18 protein-coding genes and 2 pseudogenes are annotated in these 19,982 nt (G+C 50.7%); 8 read left to right on the forward strand and 12 right to left on the reverse strand.

Annotated elements, in window-relative coordinates; all coding sequences use genetic code 11:
* Window positions 1-424 precede the first annotated feature (424 nt).
* Window positions 425-910: a hypothetical protein gene (locus HCF10_RS05760; RefSeq protein ID WP_167655040.1), complete on the forward strand. Its 486-nt coding sequence runs from the start codon at window positions 425-427 to the stop codon at window positions 908-910.
* Between the two features lie 36 nt (window positions 911-946).
* On the opposite strand, the gene HCF10_RS31270 is transcribed toward HCF10_RS05760, so the two are convergent.
* The 4 genes from HCF10_RS31270 to HCF10_RS05775 all read right to left on the reverse strand — a co-directional run bounded on the left by HCF10_RS31270 (window position 947) and on the right by HCF10_RS05775 (window position 3,184).
* On the reverse strand, window positions 947-1,165 hold the full coding sequence (locus HCF10_RS31270; protein WP_237683061.1) for a hypothetical protein: 219 nt from the start codon (window positions 1,163-1,165) through the stop codon (window positions 947-949).
* 282 nt (window positions 1,166-1,447) lie between these two features.
* Window positions 1,448-1,912: a hypothetical protein gene (locus HCF10_RS05765; protein ID WP_167655041.1), complete on the reverse strand. Its 465-nt coding sequence runs from the start codon at window positions 1,910-1,912 to the stop codon at window positions 1,448-1,450.
* Between the two features lie 86 nt (window positions 1,913-1,998).
* A complete protein-coding gene (locus tag HCF10_RS05770; RefSeq protein ID WP_167655042.1) occupies window positions 1,999-2,400 on the reverse strand; it encodes a hypothetical protein in 402 nt (133 codons plus the stop codon).
* A gap of 226 nt (window positions 2,401-2,626) precedes the next feature.
* Window positions 2,627-3,184: a hypothetical protein gene (locus HCF10_RS05775; protein ID WP_167655043.1), complete on the reverse strand. Its 558-nt coding sequence runs from the start codon at window positions 3,182-3,184 to the stop codon at window positions 2,627-2,629.
* Between the two features lie 243 nt (window positions 3,185-3,427).
* Here HCF10_RS05775 and HCF10_RS05780 point away from each other — a divergent pair, with 243 nt between their 5' ends.
* The 4 genes and pseudogenes from HCF10_RS05780 to HCF10_RS05795 all read left to right on the forward strand — a co-directional run bounded on the left by HCF10_RS05780 (window position 3,428) and on the right by HCF10_RS05795 (window position 7,004).
* The gene (locus HCF10_RS05780; protein ID WP_167655044.1) at window positions 3,428-3,898 is read left to right on the forward strand and encodes a helix-turn-helix domain-containing protein; all 471 of its coding nucleotides are present in this window, start codon (window positions 3,428-3,430) and stop codon (window positions 3,896-3,898) included.
* A gap of 171 nt (window positions 3,899-4,069) precedes the next feature.
* A pseudogene (locus HCF10_RS05785) lies at window positions 4,070-4,678 on the forward strand (histidine phosphatase family protein); the annotation flags it as partial.
* A gap of 535 nt (window positions 4,679-5,213) precedes the next feature.
* Window positions 5,214-6,215 (forward strand): hypothetical protein, encoded by a 1,002-nt coding sequence (locus tag HCF10_RS05790; RefSeq protein WP_167655045.1) that lies wholly within the window; start codon window positions 5,214-5,216, stop codon window positions 6,213-6,215.
* A gap of 384 nt (window positions 6,216-6,599) precedes the next feature.
* Window positions 6,600-7,004 carry a helix-turn-helix domain-containing protein gene (locus HCF10_RS05795; RefSeq protein ID WP_167655046.1) on the forward strand — a complete coding sequence of 135 codons (405 nt, stop codon included), beginning with the start codon at window positions 6,600-6,602 and terminating at the stop codon, window positions 7,002-7,004.
* Between the two features lie 98 nt (window positions 7,005-7,102).
* Here the strand turns inward: HCF10_RS05795 and HCF10_RS05800 are convergent, their stop codons facing one another.
* The 3 genes and pseudogenes from HCF10_RS05800 to HCF10_RS05810 form a co-directional block, all read right to left on the reverse strand.
* A complete protein-coding gene (locus HCF10_RS05800; protein ID WP_167655047.1) occupies window positions 7,103-7,984 on the reverse strand; it encodes a restriction endonuclease in 882 nt (293 codons plus the stop codon).
* Between the two features lie 80 nt (window positions 7,985-8,064).
* Window positions 8,065-8,253 (reverse strand): annotated as a pseudogene (locus HCF10_RS05805) (restriction endonuclease); the annotation flags it as partial.
* A gap of 169 nt (window positions 8,254-8,422) precedes the next feature.
* Window positions 8,423-9,517 carry a CHAT domain-containing protein gene (locus HCF10_RS05810; RefSeq protein WP_167655048.1) on the reverse strand — a complete coding sequence of 365 codons (1,095 nt, stop codon included), beginning with the start codon at window positions 9,515-9,517 and terminating at the stop codon, window positions 8,423-8,425.
* 99 nt (window positions 9,518-9,616) lie between these two features.
* Between HCF10_RS05810 and HCF10_RS05815 the strand changes: the two genes are divergently transcribed.
* The 3 genes from HCF10_RS05815 (at window position 9,617) to HCF10_RS05825 (ending at window position 13,029) form a co-directional block, all read left to right on the forward strand.
* Window positions 9,617-10,111 carry a hypothetical protein gene (locus HCF10_RS05815; RefSeq protein ID WP_167655049.1) on the forward strand — a complete coding sequence of 165 codons (495 nt, stop codon included), beginning with the start codon at window positions 9,617-9,619 and terminating at the stop codon, window positions 10,109-10,111.
* 185 nt (window positions 10,112-10,296) lie between these two features.
* A complete protein-coding gene (locus HCF10_RS05820) occupies window positions 10,297-11,109 on the forward strand; it encodes a trypsin-like peptidase domain-containing protein (protein ID WP_167655050.1) in 813 nt (270 codons plus the stop codon).
* Between the two features lie 234 nt (window positions 11,110-11,343).
* Window positions 11,344-13,029, forward strand: coding sequence for a Shedu anti-phage system protein SduA domain-containing protein (locus HCF10_RS05825; protein ID WP_167655051.1), 1,686 nt, complete (start codon window positions 11,344-11,346; stop codon window positions 13,027-13,029).
* 278 nt (window positions 13,030-13,307) lie between these two features.
* On the opposite strand, the gene HCF10_RS05830 is transcribed toward HCF10_RS05825, so the two are convergent.
* The 5 genes from HCF10_RS05830 to HCF10_RS05850 form a co-directional block, all read right to left on the reverse strand.
* The gene (locus HCF10_RS05830) at window positions 13,308-13,958 is read right to left on the reverse strand and encodes a hypothetical protein (protein ID WP_167655052.1); all 651 of its coding nucleotides are present in this window, start codon (window positions 13,956-13,958) and stop codon (window positions 13,308-13,310) included.
* A gap of 431 nt (window positions 13,959-14,389) precedes the next feature.
* Window positions 14,390-15,487, reverse strand: a complete 1,098-nt coding sequence (locus tag HCF10_RS05835) for a hypothetical protein (RefSeq protein WP_167655053.1) — start codon at window positions 15,485-15,487, stop codon at window positions 14,390-14,392.
* Window positions 15,488-15,690: 203 nt separating this feature from the next.
* Entirely contained in the window at window positions 15,691-17,691 is a 2,001-nt protein-coding gene (locus HCF10_RS05840; RefSeq protein WP_167655054.1) for a DUF3732 domain-containing protein, read from the reverse strand.
* A complete protein-coding gene (locus HCF10_RS05845; RefSeq protein ID WP_167655055.1) occupies window positions 17,688-18,149 on the reverse strand; it encodes a three component ABC system middle component in 462 nt (153 codons plus the stop codon). Before HCF10_RS05845 ends, HCF10_RS05840 begins: the two co-directional genes overlap by 4 nt.
* The gene (locus HCF10_RS05850) at window positions 18,149-19,366 is read right to left on the reverse strand and encodes a hypothetical protein (protein ID WP_237683062.1); all 1,218 of its coding nucleotides are present in this window, start codon (window positions 19,364-19,366) and stop codon (window positions 18,149-18,151) included. Before HCF10_RS05850 ends, HCF10_RS05845 begins: the two co-directional genes overlap by 1 nt.
* Between the last annotated feature and the right edge of the window lie 616 nt (window positions 19,367-19,982).

Here is a 19,982-nt window from a genome sequence, read left to right on the forward strand (position 1 = left end):
TTCTTTTCGGTCACTTGATTGACTGCTTGGATTTTGAATTCTTCGGGATAACGCGGGTTGCTCATGGCACCTCCTGATTGGCCTCATTTTAAGGCATGGAGGTGTCTACGAAACCCGGGGCGATTCACCCATTGTGCCCAATTAGAAGCTGTTGAGCCTGATGAGGGCCATCGAGTGTTCTCTGCTCTCAACGCGAGCCTCATACAGGATGCGTTTGAACAAACTGAGTTTTCCGCCGCTTATGCAGCCGCGCGGGTAGCCTCACAATACGAGCGAGCAAGAGAAAAATGATCGTTTAAAATTCCGTCGCCAAATGGAACACTCCCCCTCGAAGGCCAAGCGCCTAGCTGATCGCAGAGCTGGATGAAGACGATCGATAAGCGCATGGTATACATCAAAGGCTGATTCGGTTACGGCAACTTACATGAAGCAGCCTCTGTTCGACTTTGACCTCAAACGCGCATCCCGCGAAAACTACATAACAGGCAAAGCCGCCATCAATTTCCCTCATCCTGGAAGCACCACGGGCGGGTGGCATTTCCTTTCATATTTTGATCGGGAATCCGGCGTGGCTAAGGTATCGTTGGCAGGGATCCATTATCCTGAAACCACAGGCTACTTTGGCGACTTGGGCATCATTGACGTGACCGATGAGCTAGCGAAGCGCGGTTGGTCTGTGGATGGCCATCGCCTGTTCATGGCAGATCACTACAGAGCCGCTGCGGACATGATCGTGAGATGGGCATTGAGCGAGTCCAACCACTGCAGCGTCGAGCTTGATGATTGGTTTCCCTCTCGTGCGGAGAGACAGCGACTGCTTGAGATTCTAGATACAGGAAGGTCAAAGCTTTCCGAGGTTGGCCGATGGCAAAAAGTGGAAGCTTGGCTGCGTACGCAGACCTTTAGATAGGCTAGCCGCTAGTTTGGATGGAGCGTGGTGCCGGTGCTAAGTGGTGCGTCGGCCCCAAGGGCCCCAGGTCGGTGGATTTTCGACGATATCAATCGATGCGCTGAGCTCTTCTTGCATGCGCTCGAAAACCCTGTCGAGAGTCGAATGGGCTTTTGACTCCCTCAATGCGCTAACCAGTTGGAGCAGCTCGCGGCCCTGCGCTAAAGACATCTGGACGTCGCAGTAGACAGTGTCGTCATCGTCTGTGATTCCCATCGAAAAATCCTCGCAGTATGGTCTTGGCCTCTGTTCCCGCGACAGGCGTTAGGCCGTGCCCCTTCGGGGATAGGCTGTCGTAAACCGAGCCTTGGCGCAAACGCCGGCATCTCGGCCCTTCGGGCGTCCATCCCACACGTCTACGCGCTCCGCTTGCCATTCTATCAATCCAAGTAATCAGTCGCCTTGGGGTGTCGAGCGGTCACACAAGCTGAACTTCATTCAAAGTTCAATGGGTTCAATGCTTTCGTAGAGCTGAGTGTGTCCATCCCTTTTGATAGTTCAAGCTTCGAAAAAAGCACGGCATGCGTTCATCAAAGCAGTTGCATCATGGAGGGCACGGTGGTGCTTGGTTGTTGGTAGTAAACGGTAAATGTTACTGGCAGCCTGGCGGCCCACAAAAACCTCCAAAGGCTTCAACTCGAAGGTGGGCATCAGATCTGCGGCCTCGAAAAGCACATCGAGCCAAAAACTGTCTTGAGGTGAGTCGCTGCAAAGCACCTGGCCTGAAAACAGGTGATTCATATTTCTCGCTACAGCGTCTGGGGTATCACCCTCCTGAAGTAAATGATCCTGAGTGAGCCCATGCATGTCTTGCGCATCAAACGACCAGTGCGTCCAGTACCGGACTGGCTTGATAAGCGAGCTGAAGGAGGTCTCACTCGACACGACGGCGACCTCGATAGGATAGCTATCAGGAGCTATTCCAGAGGCTTCAAAATCAATAAAAAACGAAGGCCGTTCCACCTTGCTGCTCCTGTTTGAGGTAGCGACTTTCAGCGGCCACACCGACTGCTTGTATGCTTGCGCCGCCGTCGCTCGAACCAGCCGCTCTAGCTGGTAGCAGCCTGTGCAACTCGGTGATTTTTCAGATGCTGCATCTCACGCTCCCATTCAGTCAGAAATTTATCCCAGTCTACGGCGTAAGGCCCATCAATCAACCTCGTCGACCCGATGCTTGCCTGGTAGAAACGCTCTCTCCAGGGTTGCGGAATAGTCTGCTCCAAAATGATGTCGATTCCCGAGTTATGGCGCATCACCGAGACAGAGTTACGAACCTCAATGAGTTCGAGTGGCTTATCGCTACAGGAGTTGTCGTTTCGCTCTTGGTCATCGAAATCATTGAGGATGGCAAGGAGGTCGGATGCACTTGAATCACCAGGATGGAGGCTGGCAAGCGCCCACAGAACCCTTCGCCTAGTTCTCTCACGCTCGCGGAGTAAATCGCGGGTCATTTCAGCCTCCTTTTTACAATGCTGGATGGTGGCTTTGGCGTGCCGCCTTCGGCGGATGGCTGGCGTGAACCGAGCCACGGCAAACCGCGTCTCGGCCCTTCGGGCGCTCATCCTGCACGCCTGCGCGCTCCGCTTGCATAATGCTTAGCGCGCCGGGATTTGCCTGAGTTCAGTTTCTAGCGAATTTGTGGGCCAATAATTTCGCTTTTCTCGCCAGCCGCGAACATTACTCCTTATGAAACTTGCTGAAGCGACTCGACAGCGTGGAAGGGGCAATAATTTCCCACGATTCCGGCCTCGAGGTGGCACTGAAAATTACCCAGGCACGCCAAAGGAAAAACAACGCAACCAACCCAGCTTCAACTATTGTCAGCACTGTAGCGTTATACATATAGCTTTGATCTTGTCCGAATAAGAAGATCAATGCGAATAGAGAAGGAAACCAGCCTATGAGAAATACCATGCAGAATGCGAGAGCAGCGGCGCCCGCTAAAATCATTGGTACCATGAGCCTAAAGGAAGTAGCGAACATTTTCTCACCACCTTCTTTTTGAACACCATAAATCACACCAATATTTTTTTCTTTTTTACTACTGTTCTTGAACATCCCATACAATGTCACACTTTGGCCAACCTCTAATTCTTCGTAAATTTTACTGGTCATTGTCAAATTAGGAATGATAGATCCATCAATACTGATCTTGGCTTTATACCCACCGTTCATGGGTATCACAGATCGAACATAGCCGAGCGTTCCGGAAACTTTTAGGCAATCAAACTTCATTACAACATTTACCTTTTATTCACGTAATAGAGTTCTGGAGCAGTTGAAATCTACAGCTTCCCCAAATGTAGCCATGTTCCGGTATCAGGGAGGTGCGCGCGGGAGCCCCTGCTGGGAGGAGCTCTGGCGTTTCCCTGCTGGTAGGCGATACGCAGTGATATCAACCAGCCACACCCAACGCTGAATATATTAGATGGAATGGGTTTTAGCAATGTGGCCTTATCCTCGCATTTGGAGATTCCAATGCTTGCTAGGGACTCACTTGCCGCTGTCCTACGCGTTCTCAGACGTGCACGTGATCTGAAAGCAGAGGATTTTTCGACTGGCATCGACCCCACTCACGTGAACAACCTTGAAAACGGTAAAGTCAGCGTATCGCTTGAAACGCTCGAATCCGTAGCAGAGATCCTTGACCTCAGAACAATCTCGTTGCTGGTACTCGCAACAAGTCTTCGCGAAAAAATATCGCCTAATGAGTTACTGGCCGAAGTAAAAACGGAAGTACGCGAGTTTTCTTCGCCACGTTTTCTGGCCGACTTCGCAAGCCAAATAGAAAATGGCAAGCTGGTGCGTAGACCTTCCGGAGCTCAGGTTTCTCAGGAAAAACTGGCTGCTGTGCGAGAGTGCAAGGTCGCGGGCATGACTCAGCGTGAGACCGTGATCAAGCTCGGTTTACCCGCCTCCACTGTGCAGCGTTACTGGCACAAGGAATAGTTTTCTCACTACAGTGCTGTCGGTATGCTCAGAGGCTCCGCACTGCCCATGCAGACCACTGACCAAAGCGTTCAGATATCGTTGGGACAACGATCCGTTGGCCCTACCTCATAAGCCGCCAATATCAGCAATGGATGGAACGCGCTGCGTACCAGCCTGTGAGAGTATTCGATGAAGCATGTCAGGCTAATCAGGCACGGTGAAAGCGCGGCTAACGCCGGCATAGCCAGTCTGGATCACGCGAGCATTCCTCTTACGCCAAAAGGTGTCGAACAAGCGCGCCTAGTGGCAGGGTCATTCGTCCAGGCCCCAGATCTGATCGTTGCCTCGCCGTTCTCCCGAGCCCAAGCAACTGCAATTCAGACAGTGGCTGCTTTCCCTTCAGTACCATTCGAAATATGGCCCATCCAGGAATTCACTTACCTTGAACCCGCGCGGTGCACTAGCACAACCGTCGCTGATCGGCGCGAATGGGTGGAGGCGTATTGGGCCAAAGCAGATCCTGGTTTCACGGATGGTGAAGGCGCTGAGTCATTTCTAGATTTCATAGCTAGAGCTCAGTATTTCTTGGAGTGTCTTGCAGAGCATCCCGGCCAAGACATCGTTGCGTACTCTCATGGCCAGTTCATTAACGCTGTTGCTTGGCTGATTGAGCGCAAACCGCTCGGAATTGATGGCGTATCCATGGTGAACTGGCGTGAGTATGAGATCGCAAACCACGTGCCCAACTGCGGTGAGTGCCTGCTTTCGAAAGAACCCGACGAAGTCGGTTGGAGAGTAAGCCGGTCAGCCCCTGAGGAGCCACGAATGGATGCCAATTGGCGCGTGCCGGGCAGAGCTTATCAAGTCACTCGAGATCCCGAACGTCTACTCATTGAGGAGCGCGCCGAAACTCTCGCAGCAGCAGGCTACCCTCCGCCAGATGATGATCCGGCTATGCATGCTGAGCAAAGACTGCAAGAGGCCAAAAAAGCGGTGCGACTATCCCAATCCAAATAGGGTGAGCCGATCCTCTTCCGACTGGTTTTTCACGGCACATCTAGGCGCGCCGCTTTACAGAGGCCACCTTTCGTGAATCAGTCATTGGCGAGGCTGGCGTCTTGGCATTAGGAGCGTCCATCCTCGCGCTCAGCAGACACTGCAACGCTCTCCAAATTTGTAGGGACGCGTCACCGTCAGGTCAACCGCCCTCCTGGACGCATGATTTCTGTTGGGAATGGACAGCTAACGATTGTGGATCTAGGTTTTAATGGCCCCTTGCCATCCTGGCAGCCGTGTGGCCCTTAAGCCCAACTGTTCACAAGGAAGAAAAACCATGCGAGCCACCCACACTGCTACCGTTCTAAGCTTGGCCATCCTTGCCGGCTGCTCCGCCCAACCCAAAGCCTTCTATCAGACGCCTCCAATGCACGGTGCAAAATTGATTGACGGTACCGATTACGAAGGTGACTGGGATGGTCTACCTAAATTCACCCTAGCCAAGAGCCAATTGGTTATCGATTTCAAAGACAAAGAGAAGAAGACCACTCCAGAGATGATTTCGGTGCCAACTGAAGCGCAGCTGGAAAGCGATTCTAGGACACGTTTCATGCTGCGCCAGGATGACGCATTTGGAATAGATACCCACCTTAAAGTGACCAAAATTGACAATACGGATTTGCTTTCTAGCGTCGGCACCGAGGTGGAAGACAAGCGAGTGAAATACATTGAAGCCGCAGGCACTTTGGCGGTAAGTCTGATAGGCGCCTTGGCACTGAATGCAGATTCTGAGCTTCCGATTTCGATTGATAGCTATCAGGTGCTCAGAGATGGTGAGATCAAACGGAAAGCGGACACGGCATACGCCAAGATAACATCACCCGATCAGTCTAAAACCATCCATTTCCAAGCAAATTTTGGCCCAGTCAAAGATGATGCCATCGACAACTTAGTCTTTGCTAAAAGGGCAAACGAAAAAGCACAAGAGACGATCTTCCACTCTGCTTGCAGAAATGTAACCGTTTTGTTTAACGACGGCCCTTTGGCTGGTGAGCAGTTCAGTGCGACAGTTGCCGACCCTCGTTATATTCAGACAATTAAATTCCCTGAGAAAGGTTCCGTAGACTTCCATTCAGCCTGTGGCGCAAACACCACCAGCCTGGCTTCTGGTACCAGCAGTACACTAGACATTGTAAACGCTGTGATCGCTCAGTCGAAATCGGTACGAGAAGCCTGGAAAACCTCAATATCCTCTAAGAAGGATAATGAGAATGCAGCGGCTGCTTTAGCCCATGCAAAAGCAAAGGCTGCAGCACTCAGAGCAGCAGGTGGAAACTGAGTGAAAATGTCAGCCTGAGCGCCCCAATCACTTGGGCCTTGTTGGGTGGCGGAGTACCTACAACGTTTTTGTGAGATGCGCGTGCATAAAAAGGCGAACATGGTGCACACTAATCTAGGTGGGCACCATGGTACACATCCGCTCTACACGCTTTGCTATGGCCAGCGATTCTCTGTAAGCAAGAATCTGATTCATGGACACTCCGTGCTATGCGGATGGCCACACACCTTTGCACACCTAGTTGTGACTCATAGAGCCAAAAAGTTCTTCTCGGTGGTCACGATCATGGGGCACAGTGATATCGTGACAGGCTTCCACATATCTAGAATGGCTCCTTCAGCGTATTTACGCTTCAAGGGATTGGCTCATATCAGGAACGTGTTTATGTCGCTCAAAACTGCTTTTGCTGCTGTGCTTAAAGCGATGCGCGCCGGCAAAGGACTGACTCAACGAAACCTTGCCGAAGTCAGTAGTCGAACATATGTCTCGAAGCTGGAACGAGGTCAATCAAGCCCTACCTTGGAGATGATCATGGCCCTGAGTGGCCCACTGAGTGTGAATCCTTTGACCTTGGTAGCCATTACCCTCAGCGCCGAATCAGGGCAGTCCGTCGACGCATTGCCGCGTCGCACCCAAGCAGAACTAGCGGATCTGGCCCATGATGGAGTTCTAAAAAATTTGGCGCTTTCATCAGATGACGAGCTTCTACCCCCACGCCAATCTGTGAAGTCTTCAAATCCTCGTCCACCGATGAAGTCCCAGCAAGTTGAATTCTGCTTCGCGGATTAGGAATTCCAACTTACCGAATACCGTAATGCGTATGGAAGTCGCAAGCTTTTTACCGCTCGCTTATTTCGTGGACACCTTTGAGAAGCAAACGCGATTGGCTATTTAGTGAATAACTCATCCACCTGAACAAATAGAGCACCCGTTTCCGCTGCCGCACGGACTTTTCGATCAATCACATCAGCAATCGGAATTTGACGCCCCAAGGCCTTATAGATGTCTTCCCCGGACATGCAGATAACTTTTCTGCCACGACCAAACGCATGCAGTCCCACCTCAGTGAAACCACCGTAGCTTATGAAAAGCCCACGGGCCCAAGCCGCCTTCTGTTCAACTTTGCCATGGAAGGAATTGAGTTCAGCCACTCCTATCGGATCCCGCACCCATTTGGCTTCAACCAGGTAGGTTTCGTGACCAAGCTGAAAGCTGCCATCAATTTGTTCACCCACCAACCGAAAAGGTGAGCGTGCCTGAAGCCTTGATGAATCGAATAGCTCCTTCAGAAACGTTTCGAAGGCATAGCCACGCTGATGAGGTGGAAGTTCACGTATTTCGAAAAGCTTTTTTCGAAGCGCCTCATATACTTCTGAATGATCAGTGACGGAGGCGGCGGCAAAAGGGTTGTCCACAACAGCAGACTGCTGCGCAGGGGATCGAACAGAATTGAGCAAGGACAGAAACCTACCTTCAGCATTTACGATGGTTTCCTCAGTCCCGGTTTCGCTCCGAATAGTTTTTCGATACTTCCAAAGCGTCTCAAGCACACGGCACACTGTCGCTGCGTCTGCGTTCTGCAGTAGGCACCGAAGACGCTTGGCTTTTGAGGTGCCATCCTTGGAGAACATCACATGATCAATATCGATGTTCAGCTCTTCAAGAAAAAATATACCCATTGTTCGATCGGAAAAATCGAGTACATACCCTTTTCCCATATCGAATATTGAATCAAGGAATTTCATCTCAGCTGATTTGAAGTTGGCCATGCGTTTCTCGGTGCCTATCTCAATCCGTAATGTGGCTGGTCGCGAAAGTGCGCCTCGCCACGGCGCACCAACGTAGCGACCTAGGTAGTTTCATCCTCTGCCTGGAAGACTTCGATGAGTTTCTGATTGTAGTCGTCCAAGTAGCTCTGAAGTCCGTCCCTATCGATCAACCGCACACCCGCTGTGCTGGCCAACTCCTTGGCGGACTTCGTGTAGTAGGAATTGGTGACAACCATGGCTTCATCGCACCCGTAGAAGGCCTTGGCAGAACATTACACTAAAAAACCAAGCAAGAAGAGATCGAGGTGCCGCAGACTTTCTGAATCTGTGAAGTAATCACCCCGGCAGAGGGCCTTTGCACCTCTGGTTTCATTACATACCAAGCGAGCTAATAGACCGTACCTCTTACTCAGAGTGAGCAAAAATCAATTGATCCTTTTAGATCTTTCGCGGTCGCACTAGCGTCAGTTCCCCCTCAGAAAGCGCCTGGTTTAGATAGAGCTCAGGAATATCTGCCTGACTGAGATCCTCCATCATCAACGCAGATTTCGCTTGCGCGAACGCTTTCGGAATCGAGTAGCCAAAACCAATGCCGGAGTAAAATTGCGACGAAAATATGCGGGCGCCGTCGTCACCAATTTCTCGTTTCATTCCTATTGCAGCGTTTACGTTCGCAACGCAACTATTCGCTTGGTTGAACGAAAAACACGTATTGAAAAATACAAGCTTCACACTTTCAGAGCCGAATGCGATCGCGCTGACGATCCCCTCCTTGGATATGTACTTCGGTCTACCTTGGTCATCTTGAAGCACCAAGTCGTCACTTGAGGTTCCATGTCCACTGAAATGAACGACAGTAGGCTGTAGCTCATTAATGGCTTGAAGAATATCCATCGGCCTGACTGCCCAGCGCGTCTGAAAATTTACAGCATCCCGATACTCGGATGCCCGCAGTTTTTCCCCAATCGCCCTCGCCTCCTCATCGAGCGAAAGCTTATTGCTTCCAGGGTCTGATGCCATGAACAAAACGGTGATGCGTTCGGGCAATGCCTTTAGCATTTCAATTTGCAGAGCAGTCTCAGTGTGCATGCCTTCATGTCGCAAAAGTCCAGCTCCGAGCTCCCGCATTTGCCGCTCATGTGCCTGTTGCTTACGTTGCTGCTCGACCTTCTGCTTTTTTAAGTCGACCTCCCTCTTTCTCGCATCGACGTCCTGCGTTTTCTGATCCCGTGCAGCCTGTAGGTCAACCTTCTTTTGAGCATCCGCGAGCTTCTTCTGCTCATCTGCGATCTTGCGATCGATCTTGGCCGTCTCAATCAAAGATTTATTATGATCAGACTCATGACGCAGTGCCTCGCGCCCCTTCGCATTTATTACTGATAGACTTTTAGAGCGGGTGGCAGCAGCTATGGCTTCCTGCTTTTTCTTCAAAGCAGCTACTGCCTTGAGCGAGAAGCGTCCCTTCTCAGCCTGAAGCTTTCCTAGATTTTGTTGACAAGCGATGACCTGTTTTCGGTAGGTTTCTAAGCTCATTGACCACCCCTTGGATATGGCTTGATCATAGCAATCCCTGCAGATCGCCCGTCTTCATTTTCTGCACAGTTTTCACAATCTTCAATGGATGCGCATTGCATGGATGAGACCATCAGTTATCTGAAAGACCGCTTCAAGGAGGAGCAAGGTCGCTTCGATCATTTTGAAAACAAATGCGCAAAATTCTTGACTGCCGTTTCGATAGTAATTGCTGCGGTGAGCGCGCTGGCGGGATTGAAAAGCGGCATTCTTTTCCAGTTAACATCGCCCCTAAGCCTCGTGATTTTTCTGTCTTTCGCCGCTGCCGCCATTTGTGTGGCCTGCTCATGGGGACATGCATTTAGCGCCTTGCGAATCAGTGAATGCCCTAGCCTTCCCTCGAGCCGTGGCACGGCGGAATACCTGCTAATTGTTGAAGCTGATCATCAAAAGCTACACATTTACAACTGCTACATCGACACACTCGAAAAACTCAAGACCGCCATTGATGAAAAATCTAAGCCTTTAGAGCTGGCTTACAAAGAGCTTGTTTGGGGGGCCAGTTTTTTCATGCTACTCGCGGTACTCACAACCATCAGAGAGCTCACTGCATGACTGATAAAAAAATACAGAATAACGAAAACAAGACCCCTCCTCCGCCTCCCACCACAGAGTATCAACGCAGATCCGAAGAGCCGGCTGTCAATCGGCAGACACCTCCAAACAAGCGCTGATTCGTGGCTACCAGCTCATCCTAGGATTGCCATCAGTCCTAGGTTTCTCGGCATGAGGAAATTTTAGTGACTCAAGAAGAATGGGAAACCATAAACGCCGATGTTAAGAACAAAATGGCCAAGCATGTGGCTCAGTTCTGCACGCCAATCAGTATGTCGGATGAACCCGACTGGGGAGTGGCATGGGGAAGTGGCGGATACATAGCTGTCTCTGGAGAAACTTACCTAGTGACCGCTAGCCATGTGTTTACGGATCTACCGGAAGGTGGCGTGCTCGCGCATTTACCCACTTCCGGTGGCGAGTACATTGCAGTTACCGAACAGCCAGAATTAGAAAGATGGCCAGTGGATGCTGCTGCCGTCCGCGTACCTCCGATTCCCGAGGACTCAGACATAACCGCTCTACCAATAGAACGAGTCGCTGAGCGATATTCTGCGGTCGGAAGTGAACTTTTGTTCTGGATCGGCTCACCTGGGTACAGGCTAGAACGACACGACCCCATCAGCCTTAACAAACGCAGACATACGTTGTTTGGAGAGCTGAACACGTTAGCCTTTCCATTTCTTATGCAGGCCCTTCAGGGGGAGAACCCCGATCATGAGTGTTTTGATCCTGTTAGGCATGTCGCAATTCACTACCCAGGTTACGCGAAAAGAGAGCCTGGCGATCACGCCACCGCATTACCCAATGCCAAGGGTATGAGCGGCAGCCTGCTATGGAACACGAGATTTTTAGAGCTGTACGAGAAAGGACTAGAGTGGTCGCCTGAGGAGGCAGTGGTTTGCGGTGTGATTTGGGCCGCGATCGATGACCCGGAGGTTCTGATCGCTACTAAAATAGAATTCGTCAGGGAAAGCCTGAAAAATTCGTTCACGTGAACCAATTTCTCGAGAGCTGGGTTTGGGCGCAGGCCTGGCTACCTACCCGATTTCAGCCTTAAGTGCAGTGTTATCCGCTTGCTTTAAGCCGACGCAATCACTTTAGTCCACAGTATTACCATGTTCCAGCGAAGCACTTATCCGAATCGCTCAAGAATTTACACAACATCTGCCCCCCCCTGAATAGTCACGCAAAAAAGGTTGGCAAGATGTTTACGCTGTAGAGGCTCTTACATGCTGCATACACGACCTGAAATTCAGAACATCGTTTCGTCGTTTATCAATCTAATCAACACGCCTATGCCATCCAAGCCTGGAAAGAAAAGGATTGAGCAAAAAGAGGCGCCAAGCTCGAAGAACGCCTACAAAGTTAGGGGGAGTCAAGCTCAGCGCCCTAAAGAGGCTCCTAAAAGCTCCTACGTTATAAACCTTGAGGAGCGCGGTGACGATCATCATGAAAAGCATTTGCAGAAAGCAATTATCGATAACCCCTTCTTACTGCATACACCGGAGCTCTACGCTGGAGGCCTCTACCTTGACTCACTACTCAATCAGTTACGCCTCCCATTTTCCAGAATAACGGATTTCTGCTACCTCACTACGCAGGGGCGAACGATCAAGATTACCCTCGTTGAGATTGAGCAGTCGGCCAAGCGCGTCTTCACACGAGATGTGCTTGGGGGCGAGTATTTTCACAAAGATACAATCGACGCAATTGACCAAGTAAAAGACTGGCAAAAGCATCTCAATGCTACCTGCCATCGAAACAGTCTATTAACAAATCTCTCTAGACTGTTCGTGAACTATCCGCTCCAGCTTTTCCTTTCGTCTGGTGATCCACACCCTTGGACACGCATTGAGCTGAGCTACCTGCTGATCGTTGGCAATGAGATGCCCAATGAGAAGCAACAAGAGCTCATTGATAACCTCTACATCAACGACAACATCCTTTTGATGTCGTACCCGATGATGCTAGCGACTATGAATAGTGATTATCGACGAAAAAATGTTCTGTCGATGAAAGCTAAAGCAATCGAAGCTCTTACCCTGCAGGTGCCAGAGTCCTTAGCTTTCAACGTTCACTGCCCCGACCTTCCTTCCGATGATCCGTATGGAATTCGAACTGCTGCTCTGGGGCGAGCTTGGCAGCTTGACCCGCAATCCGTCACAAACGCTGGAGAGATCAAAAAAGCCCTTTATCGATCTAAAGGGCTCTGCGAAAAGCTTACCTGTGGGAGGCCGCTAATTGTTGATGGGCGAGTCGAGGCCAAGTTAACCAGAATTTTCAACCGTCATGGCGAGCTGAAAGAGGTCAAGAACTGGAACCACACTTACAACGTTGCCTTGGTTTGCCCTGAGCATGAGAAGGGCTTCAACGACGGTTCACCCTACACCTTCGGGCATTATCATCCACTGAAGGAGCGCATGAGCCGCAGAGGCCCTTACCGTCACGAGCTCGATTTGGCATCGGTTCAGCTCACAGAGCAATGGCTTGAAGACCTTAAGCCTGATCTTCTATCAGTGCTGGATATCAACCCGGACACTGAGTGTCGACTCGCAGCTCAGGTGACAGACGTTGCGCTATCTCTTAGAAAGCTGACCATGCAGCAGAGAATGGTTCTTGAGCACATCACACGTAATCACTACCGGACGCCGGGGAGCTCCAGGTGCAAACGGATGGCGGACACCGCATTAACCCATCCTATCTGGAATAGCCTGCTTAGGGCCAGATTGATCCACATCAACAAAGATGCCGTTGAAGATAAACAGGTTGAGCCGGCGCTCTTTAGCCATGAATTGATGCGTAAATTTGAGGCGCGCTTTCGGGACAGGGCTTTTTACGCACTGAACGCCCTTCTTCACGCGAGCCCGAGCAGATTGAAATACCAACTCGGGCGCATTGGGGAACACCCTAGATAAACCATTCTACTCAGCATGAACCCAAGATCTCTGTAATCGTCTTGCCGGACGCTCTCTCAGCTAACGGGCAACTTGCCAGAAAATAGCAGACAAAAGCGGGCTCGATCATGCGCTACTGATACTCACCATACTATTAGCCAGCTCCAGATATGCGAGCATCATGGAAAGCACAGGCCTAAATTGCCGCCAGCAATACCACGCAGTCTACAAGGTGGTGTTCCACTGAGAGAGCTTGGCGTGACAACATATAAAAAGCGGCTCGAGGTCTGTGAACCAATTTAATCAGCTTTGCCACCACTGCCTGAAAGCTTCAGACCAGAGCGCCCAGCTTTAACGAATTCAAGCCAACCATCACAATGGATTTCGCCGGTATCTTCAAATTGTTGTGCGTCCTCTGGATCAGGAAAAGTCCCCAGATGCTCCCCATCCATAATACCGAAGGCCTCAAATCTCCAGCTATCTATAGAACTCCAAACCTCTCCACTCACCCGCCATCGATCATCGAGTTCCACCCAATAAGGTGAGTTGGCTGTTGTATTTTCCATCACTGCTATGACGCTCTCACTGGAAAGAATAACCTCCCGAATGGCCTCATGGGCATAGTCATCATAGAACTCGTGAAGGCTCTGGAATACGGCGCCTCGGCAATCGACCAATGACTGGATAAAGTCATCAAGGACGAAGAATTCTGACAATCCGAGCTCTTGAAGCCGAGCACCCGCACCATGCTGATCCAGAACGATGAGCTCAGCATCCCCCAAGTGAAATTGCAGGCTTTCGTCACTTTCTTCAGTAACGAGCGCCGCATACGTCCTGTATCCAAGAAGTGCAGCAATGACCTCCAGGGCGATGCCGTGGCGTATCTGAATGCCTTTCGACGCGAGTGTTTTTTTGACTGCAAACGCAGCGCTTTTGACGATATCAGTCATTTCCAAGAATCCAGAAGTGTTCGCAGCGCTGGGCGTTTTGTCGCTAGCGAAAACCGGAAGTCCGGGATGCCGATAGCATGGTTTTTGAGGCGGGATCTGATGTTCTCTTTTTCAAGCCGACCAGAGCTTTGGCGGAGAGGCCTTAAGCCCATCCTAACGAAGCCGAAAACTTTACGCAACCCATTGTATTTATTACAAATATTTGTAATTTTCACGTAAAGCGTCGCCGAAATCCCTAACCGTGCTTCTTGGGTTTGATTGCTTTCCACTCAGTCCAACTGAACGGTCAGTGGCAATGTTTACATTTGGCACACCAGAAGCCTGCCTGGACGTTTCATTGTGGGACACGATCACCTCGCCTTAGTGCTGCTAGGGCTAAAACGAGATGAGCCTGGGGAGGGAATTGGCAGAAATTTGATGAGAACTGACTGCTAGATGTGCCGTTCTAGGTAGCGCGCCATTTCCCCAAAGCCGCTCACCACCTCACAGTTCGAATAACTTGCGACCTTGATGCGCTTATCTGCCAACAAGTTAGCCAACTTACGATCAGTAAACAGCGCTGACGCGGCTGGCAGCGCGGATGCTGCAACCATAAAGTCGTTTGGATCACCGTTGTGGTACTTGCGCTGCTGGTCAAATCTCATAAGTCCGTAAGTCGAACCTAAGGTACGCAAGGTGGCCAATGCCTTAGTGTCCTGGTTGGCGTACCAATGCTGCATCGCTCTGAGCACGTACCTATTCACGTCCTCCAGCGACATTTGAATCCCCTGCCCCGCGAACCAGCGGCTCATGAGACTTCTTAGCTCAATAGCGATCCCTGTATTGAGATTCTCAACTACCGCTTGATGCTCGGCTTTGCCGATGTTGAGCTCTAAAATGCTCAAGGAGTTGTCCCACTTGTTCCCCAACTCGTCTCGCCCAATATCCAACAGCACAGAGAAAGGCATTTCGGCCAACGCGTCGAACATCGCCTTATCGAAGGCAAGCTTATCGACGTCCGGCCAAAACCCCACACTCGATACTTCAGGAATGCCGAATAACTCGATTGGGCTGCACAAGAAGTTTTCCAATCCCTCCTGCTCAGGAAACTGGTTGGATCTAATTTGACGTAGCTCCGTGTCCAAACGCTCGGTATACGGGAGGATGCAGAATCCACGACTCATCTGGTCGACCACTTGATTCAGGGAGTCTCGGGTTGTGCCGTCAGTCATGGCGTCTAGCTCGAGAAGCGTAGGAGCTCCAATCGGAAAGGCAAACCTACCAGATGCCATAGCACGCTCTACGGTCGCGCCTAAGTGCATCATTTCATCAGTAAGGCTAGTTTTGCCCCACTGAAAATCCGCAACGCATTTCCATACGTTTGTATCTAGGTAGATGAGTTTGAATGCTTTGGCCGTTATCGCTCGCGCGCGTCGCTTGGCGCGCACGTGCTGATGAAGACTAACCTCGGGCTGGCCTTCGTAAACTTCAGTGAGGTGCTGAATACGCTCGATAGCGATCCGCGCCGCTTTATCTAATAGCTCAGTCATGACCCTATATTCAATCGATACTCAGTTGGTAGTCGTCCCCGATCAAGCTTCAAGACTGTCATTCAGTGTGTAGGACGATTCGCGCCAGACAAGCCCAATACGGGGTCGCATCACCTTACATAAGCAGAGCTCCAACAGTCACTAAACTCAAGTGCGACATCGGCCAAGGGAGTGCGAGCTCCCCTGACGGTATTTTCAGGTTACTACGAGATAAGTCCTCTGGTTCTCCACCGAGCGCGAACAAAACTCTCGAAAACATAGTTGCCCTGTAGCGGCAATTTGTCAGCATGGTCGCACACAATAATCTGCGGCATGACGCCGGTTTCTTTGAACGTGACATCGCAGAATCTGGCCAGATTGGTGAACATCTTCGAAACGGCGTCTACATCTTCATCGACTGTCTTGGTGGTCTTTCTATCTCCACGCAGATCACCTGCCTCGAATGCCTCAGCATCATCTGTAGAGGGGAAATAAACCTGCGTGGGTTGATCAAGAAACAAGATCGGTGGCACCTTACATTTGGGATACGCCGCGAACTGATAATGCAATGCCATGAACAGTGTCAAATGCGAGTACAACCAGTTGGCTCCGCTACCCATTGAGCGTAGAAAAACCTTCTTGAAGTGGCCACCAACGAGGGGGCGCTCATGCCATAGATCGAAGGTTTCCACGTCAAACTTCAAGGAACCCGTTTTATAGGTATCTTCGAAATCGAAATCCTGTCCGAAGGTTTTCATTTTTTTGTTGATATCGTTTTGAAGCGCCCACAGCTTTGACTCAACGTCATACTGGGACATGAGTTCATCAAACCTATCAACTTCTTTTTGCCAGAATTCCGCCATACCCGTAGCCTCGGATGGGGGATTCGCAATGCGCTTTTCAATGGCAAGCTCGAGCTTGATTTTAGCCTTCTGGGCGGCGCCATCGACGGACTTTGACTTCTCCAATCGATCAGCTTCATCGTCTAGAGGCTTCAGCGCCTTCTCTATGAGCGCGAGCTCTTTGCGAAGCTTTTTGAGCTCATCTTCAATCGCCCGAGACTCCTCACCGAACCCTTCCCTTGCATAGGTCGAGACCTTGAGTTCACCATTAAGCCAGTGGATCGCAGCCGACAATTTGTTGGCTTCGTCCTCAGCCACATCTGATTGCGATGCGCAGACGGGGCACGCCGCGTGCTCAAGGTTGGTCTTTGTTGGAATGGGTAATGCGGTAACTGATTCCGCGAAACCCGACGCCTGCTGAGTGGATACTTTCAGCAGATAGCGAGTATTTAGCGCCTTCTGAATGCTGGCCATCAGTACGGCTTTTTGCTCGCGCAATTCAGTCCGCCTGGTTTCAAAAGCATTGGACTGGCCATCAACTCTTACAGATAGACCTGTGAGCCGCTCCAACGCTGGCTTGGGCTTTGCCAATATTTCTTCAGGAGTGAGCTCCGTCAACGGCACGCCGGCGAATGCTTCGTACTCCTTCAGCAGTGTACCGAAATCAGAAATGTAGTCTTCCTTGATCTTGTCGTGCTTAGGTATCTGAGCCTTTGCGCGCTTGAGCTCATACAATGCCTCAGTACGCAGCTTCGCAAGATCGAAGTAATCCTCTCCAACGATGTCCATGAAGATCTTGAAGTGATCAATTGCTTGATCACGCTTACGCTTCTCCTCGAACCGGTAGAAGACCGCATGCCGGTTGGCCACCAAGTTCTGATGCTGCAACATAAACGACGGGAAGCTGCGCACTGAAGGCGTAGCACTCCACTTTCCAGTCATCTCCTGTTGCAGCGGATCTGTGTCGATGTTCTCTAGCGTGACGCCGAAATAGCGACCTAGGCTCTTAAGAAAATCAGCCTTTGGTTGGTAGAAACTGGAAGTGAAGAACGCATCCACGTCTTCTATAAGCTGAAGCACGTTGTCCACGGCCGTCCCGGAAATCTCACGTAAAAAACACCGGTTACTGGCCGCCGCGCGCCCCAGGACAAGGGCCATGGTCGGGAAACGCAGTACAGTAAAAAACGTCTTCGCACGATCCGTGATGATGCCCTCAGGGATGGTGTCCTCGGAACTTCCTAGGCAATAATCGAAAATGTCGAGGATCGCACTTTTACCTTTGGAGGACTTACCGGTCACGATATTGAGACCGGGCTCAAAGGGGACATGGTGGACGGTATGATCACTGTCCACGACACCGATGTATTGTACGTAACACTTCATAGCGACTTCAGCCCCAACATCCTGTAAATGGAAACAACGTTTTCGCCAGACAGCACCATGGCCAGTTTCTGGCTGTACCTCAGCAATGACTTATCCGAGTTGACTGACTGCGGCTTTTGTAGCGCTAGAACGGATAGCTCGGGCGTGATTTCCAAACTTTTTTCAGCTGCCAGGATGAGCAAGGAAGCATTGGTAATCGGCTTGAACTCCTCAATACGAAGGGCGAGCCCAATGAGCCTTTCGGAGGCTGAGGCCATCGTACGCAGCGAACTGTCTTTTCGCGCCCTGTGCAGGAAGGCATGCATGGGTTTGTAAGTAACAATGGGAAGAATCAGATAGCTGAGCAGTACATCCTTTTCGACCGGATCCCAGTGCTGGTAGAAGGTCTGGATAACAGGTGCCAGCGCAAAAGGAGTTCTATGCAACGTGTACAGGTGATCAGAGACTTGAGTGGTCATCACCACAGCCTCCAGTGAAATTCGTCATCCTCATCCTCGGGTTTCTCTCCGGCGAGCATGTGATAAATGCCATTGCGAAACTCGGGCATCGTGTGCTCCAAGCCGCAGAATGGTTCAGGGGGCAAGCCGTTGCGCTCAAGGAAAAACATCATGGATTGGGTGCTCAATTCGGTCGAACAAGTCATCCCCGCGCAGCCGAGCATCGCCGCATCACGCCCGTATTGGTGCTGTGTAAGGTGATTACTGAGGTAGAGATCCACCATTGGCTTGAAGAGCACACCATCCGTGTACAGATCGGAGATCGTCGTCTGAGCAACCAATCGATGCAGGGCCGCTCGCTTCAGGTATTGTTCTGCACCAATTTCTGAGATTTTCTGCGCAAACAGCATGGGCCGAATTTCTTCGACATCGATGCTTTTTTTGAGCGCGGCCACATCCACTAGGGGAAAAGTTTTCGGATGCTTCATGTACCGGTGTGTGAGCTCTGACAATTTGTCGGTAAAAGCTCGATAGGTGATCTTCCAACCATTAATCACTAGCTCTGGGCTACACATGAAGCCCAACAGCTCATAGATAAACTGCTGATATTTGGACGGTCGAATTGGCTTGAGATGACGGATCTCATAAGTCTGAAGGCGTTGCTCCAGTGGCTCCGCGCCGGTTGTGATGTACATCCGCTCCAGCACGTCCATCAATGCTTCACGGCGCTCAGTGGCCATAACGTATTGTTGAAGCGTCTGGGACTTCGAGGGCTTGGAAGTAGCCTCCCCAGCCTCGGACTCCTTGGCCTTATTTCCGGCATGGGCTTGAGAGGATGCAACGATATTCTCCATGATCGAAAGCCGCTCCCCGGGAGTTGCCTTGTTCCATCCCTTGAGCTGAGTTTGCGCTCCGAACTCCTGCGTCGTCAGCAGCACCAGGCTCTTAAAGGACGTGCGATCAAAGTTTTCATGTAGCCAGTTTTTCAGGGTGTTCCAGAAATTGGCATGGCTATCCGTGAGGTTGTCAGTGTAATGCTTGACCTCTGTCTGGCTTTTTCCAGGAACCGTGACATCTCCTAGGACTTCCAGCCACAGGCACTCGTCAGGTGCAAGGTCATAACAATGCTCGACTGCAACAAGCAACTGGTACTGAAGCGCCTTGAACAGGAGCGTCGCATCGAACGGCAATGGAGCGTGACCAGTTAGCGTCGAATTCGTGTGTTGAGTCGTATCCATACACATTCCAATGTTGGGCATGCTTCCCTGACCAGCGACTCGCCTAGCAGACAGAGCACACGTATCGCTTTTCTGATACGCGTCAGCAAATCAACGCAGGACACTTGGCCCAGCGTCGGTATTGGGTAGATAACCGTTATTCCATTACTGTATATAAATACAGTATCAATCCAGCAATTGGACATATGCTACCAGCAGTTTAACCAGTAGTCGCGAAAAGCCATCACGCCTGCTTCGCAATCTTTGGTCGCATAACTACACTGCAACTACTCGAGCCGCGAGTTTTGCAAGCTTGGCCTACCAACCTGAATGCATTCTCAAACGACGCCTTTGCTGAGAATTAAGATCGATGATCGCAGTCATGGTCGCCGAGTTCAAAAGACCAAGTGACTAGAAAATAACGTATACATCTGACTTCCGCCGTGCACCAGACTCTAGGTTAAGTCAATGAATGGTATTTTTTGACATGGCGGTAAAGACAGCTTCCGTATCGATACGTACGCGGCTAGGGTGGATAGCGACCATGAAGCGCAGCCGAGTATTAGGGGTATCGCTAACGTACATTCAGGTACGACGATGTTGGTGGGCAGGATTGGATATCAAGTCCTAGCCCTCT

This window comes from Pseudomonas sp. B14(2022) (assembly GCF_012030485.1).
Lineage (GTDB): Bacteria > Pseudomonadota > Gammaproteobacteria > Pseudomonadales > Pseudomonadaceae > Aquipseudomonas.

Coding starts and splice junctions, on each gene's coding strand:
- HCF10_RS05760 (WP_167655040.1), top strand. CDS start 425: ATGAAGCAGCCTCTGTTCGACTTTGACCTCAAACGCGCATCCCGCGAA.
- HCF10_RS05850 (WP_237683062.1), bottom strand. CDS start 19,366: ATGGATACGACTCAACACACGAATTCGACGCTAACTGGTCACGCTCCA.
- HCF10_RS05780 (WP_167655044.1), top strand. CDS start 3,428: ATGCTTGCTAGGGACTCACTTGCCGCTGTCCTACGCGTTCTCAGACGT.
- HCF10_RS05795 (WP_167655046.1), top strand. CDS start 6,600: ATGTCGCTCAAAACTGCTTTTGCTGCTGTGCTTAAAGCGATGCGCGCC.
- HCF10_RS31270 (WP_237683061.1), bottom strand. CDS start 1,165: ATGGGAATCACAGACGATGACGACACTGTCTACTGCGACGTCCAGATG.
- HCF10_RS05845 (WP_167655055.1), bottom strand. CDS start 18,149: ATGACCACTCAAGTCTCTGATCACCTGTACACGTTGCATAGAACTCCT.
- HCF10_RS05800 (WP_167655047.1), bottom strand. CDS start 7,984: ATGGCCAACTTCAAATCAGCTGAGATGAAATTCCTTGATTCAATATTC.
- HCF10_RS05835 (WP_167655053.1), bottom strand. CDS start 15,487: ATGACTGAGCTATTAGATAAAGCGGCGCGGATCGCTATCGAGCGTATT.
- HCF10_RS05830 (WP_167655052.1), bottom strand. CDS start 13,958: ATGACTGATATCGTCAAAAGCGCTGCGTTTGCAGTCAAAAAAACACTC.
- HCF10_RS05840 (WP_167655054.1), bottom strand. CDS start 17,691: ATGAAGTGTTACGTACAATACATCGGTGTCGTGGACAGTGATCATACC.
- HCF10_RS05790 (WP_167655045.1), top strand. CDS start 5,214: ATGCGAGCCACCCACACTGCTACCGTTCTAAGCTTGGCCATCCTTGCC.
- HCF10_RS05810 (WP_167655048.1), bottom strand. CDS start 9,517: ATGAGCTTAGAAACCTACCGAAAACAGGTCATCGCTTGTCAACAAAAT.
- HCF10_RS05775 (WP_167655043.1), bottom strand. CDS start 3,184: ATGAAGTTTGATTGCCTAAAAGTTTCCGGAACGCTCGGCTATGTTCGA.
- HCF10_RS05770 (WP_167655042.1), bottom strand. CDS start 2,400: ATGACCCGCGATTTACTCCGCGAGCGTGAGAGAACTAGGCGAAGGGTT.
- HCF10_RS05825 (WP_167655051.1), top strand. CDS start 11,344: ATGCTGCATACACGACCTGAAATTCAGAACATCGTTTCGTCGTTTATC.
- HCF10_RS05815 (WP_167655049.1), top strand. CDS start 9,617: ATGGATGAGACCATCAGTTATCTGAAAGACCGCTTCAAGGAGGAGCAA.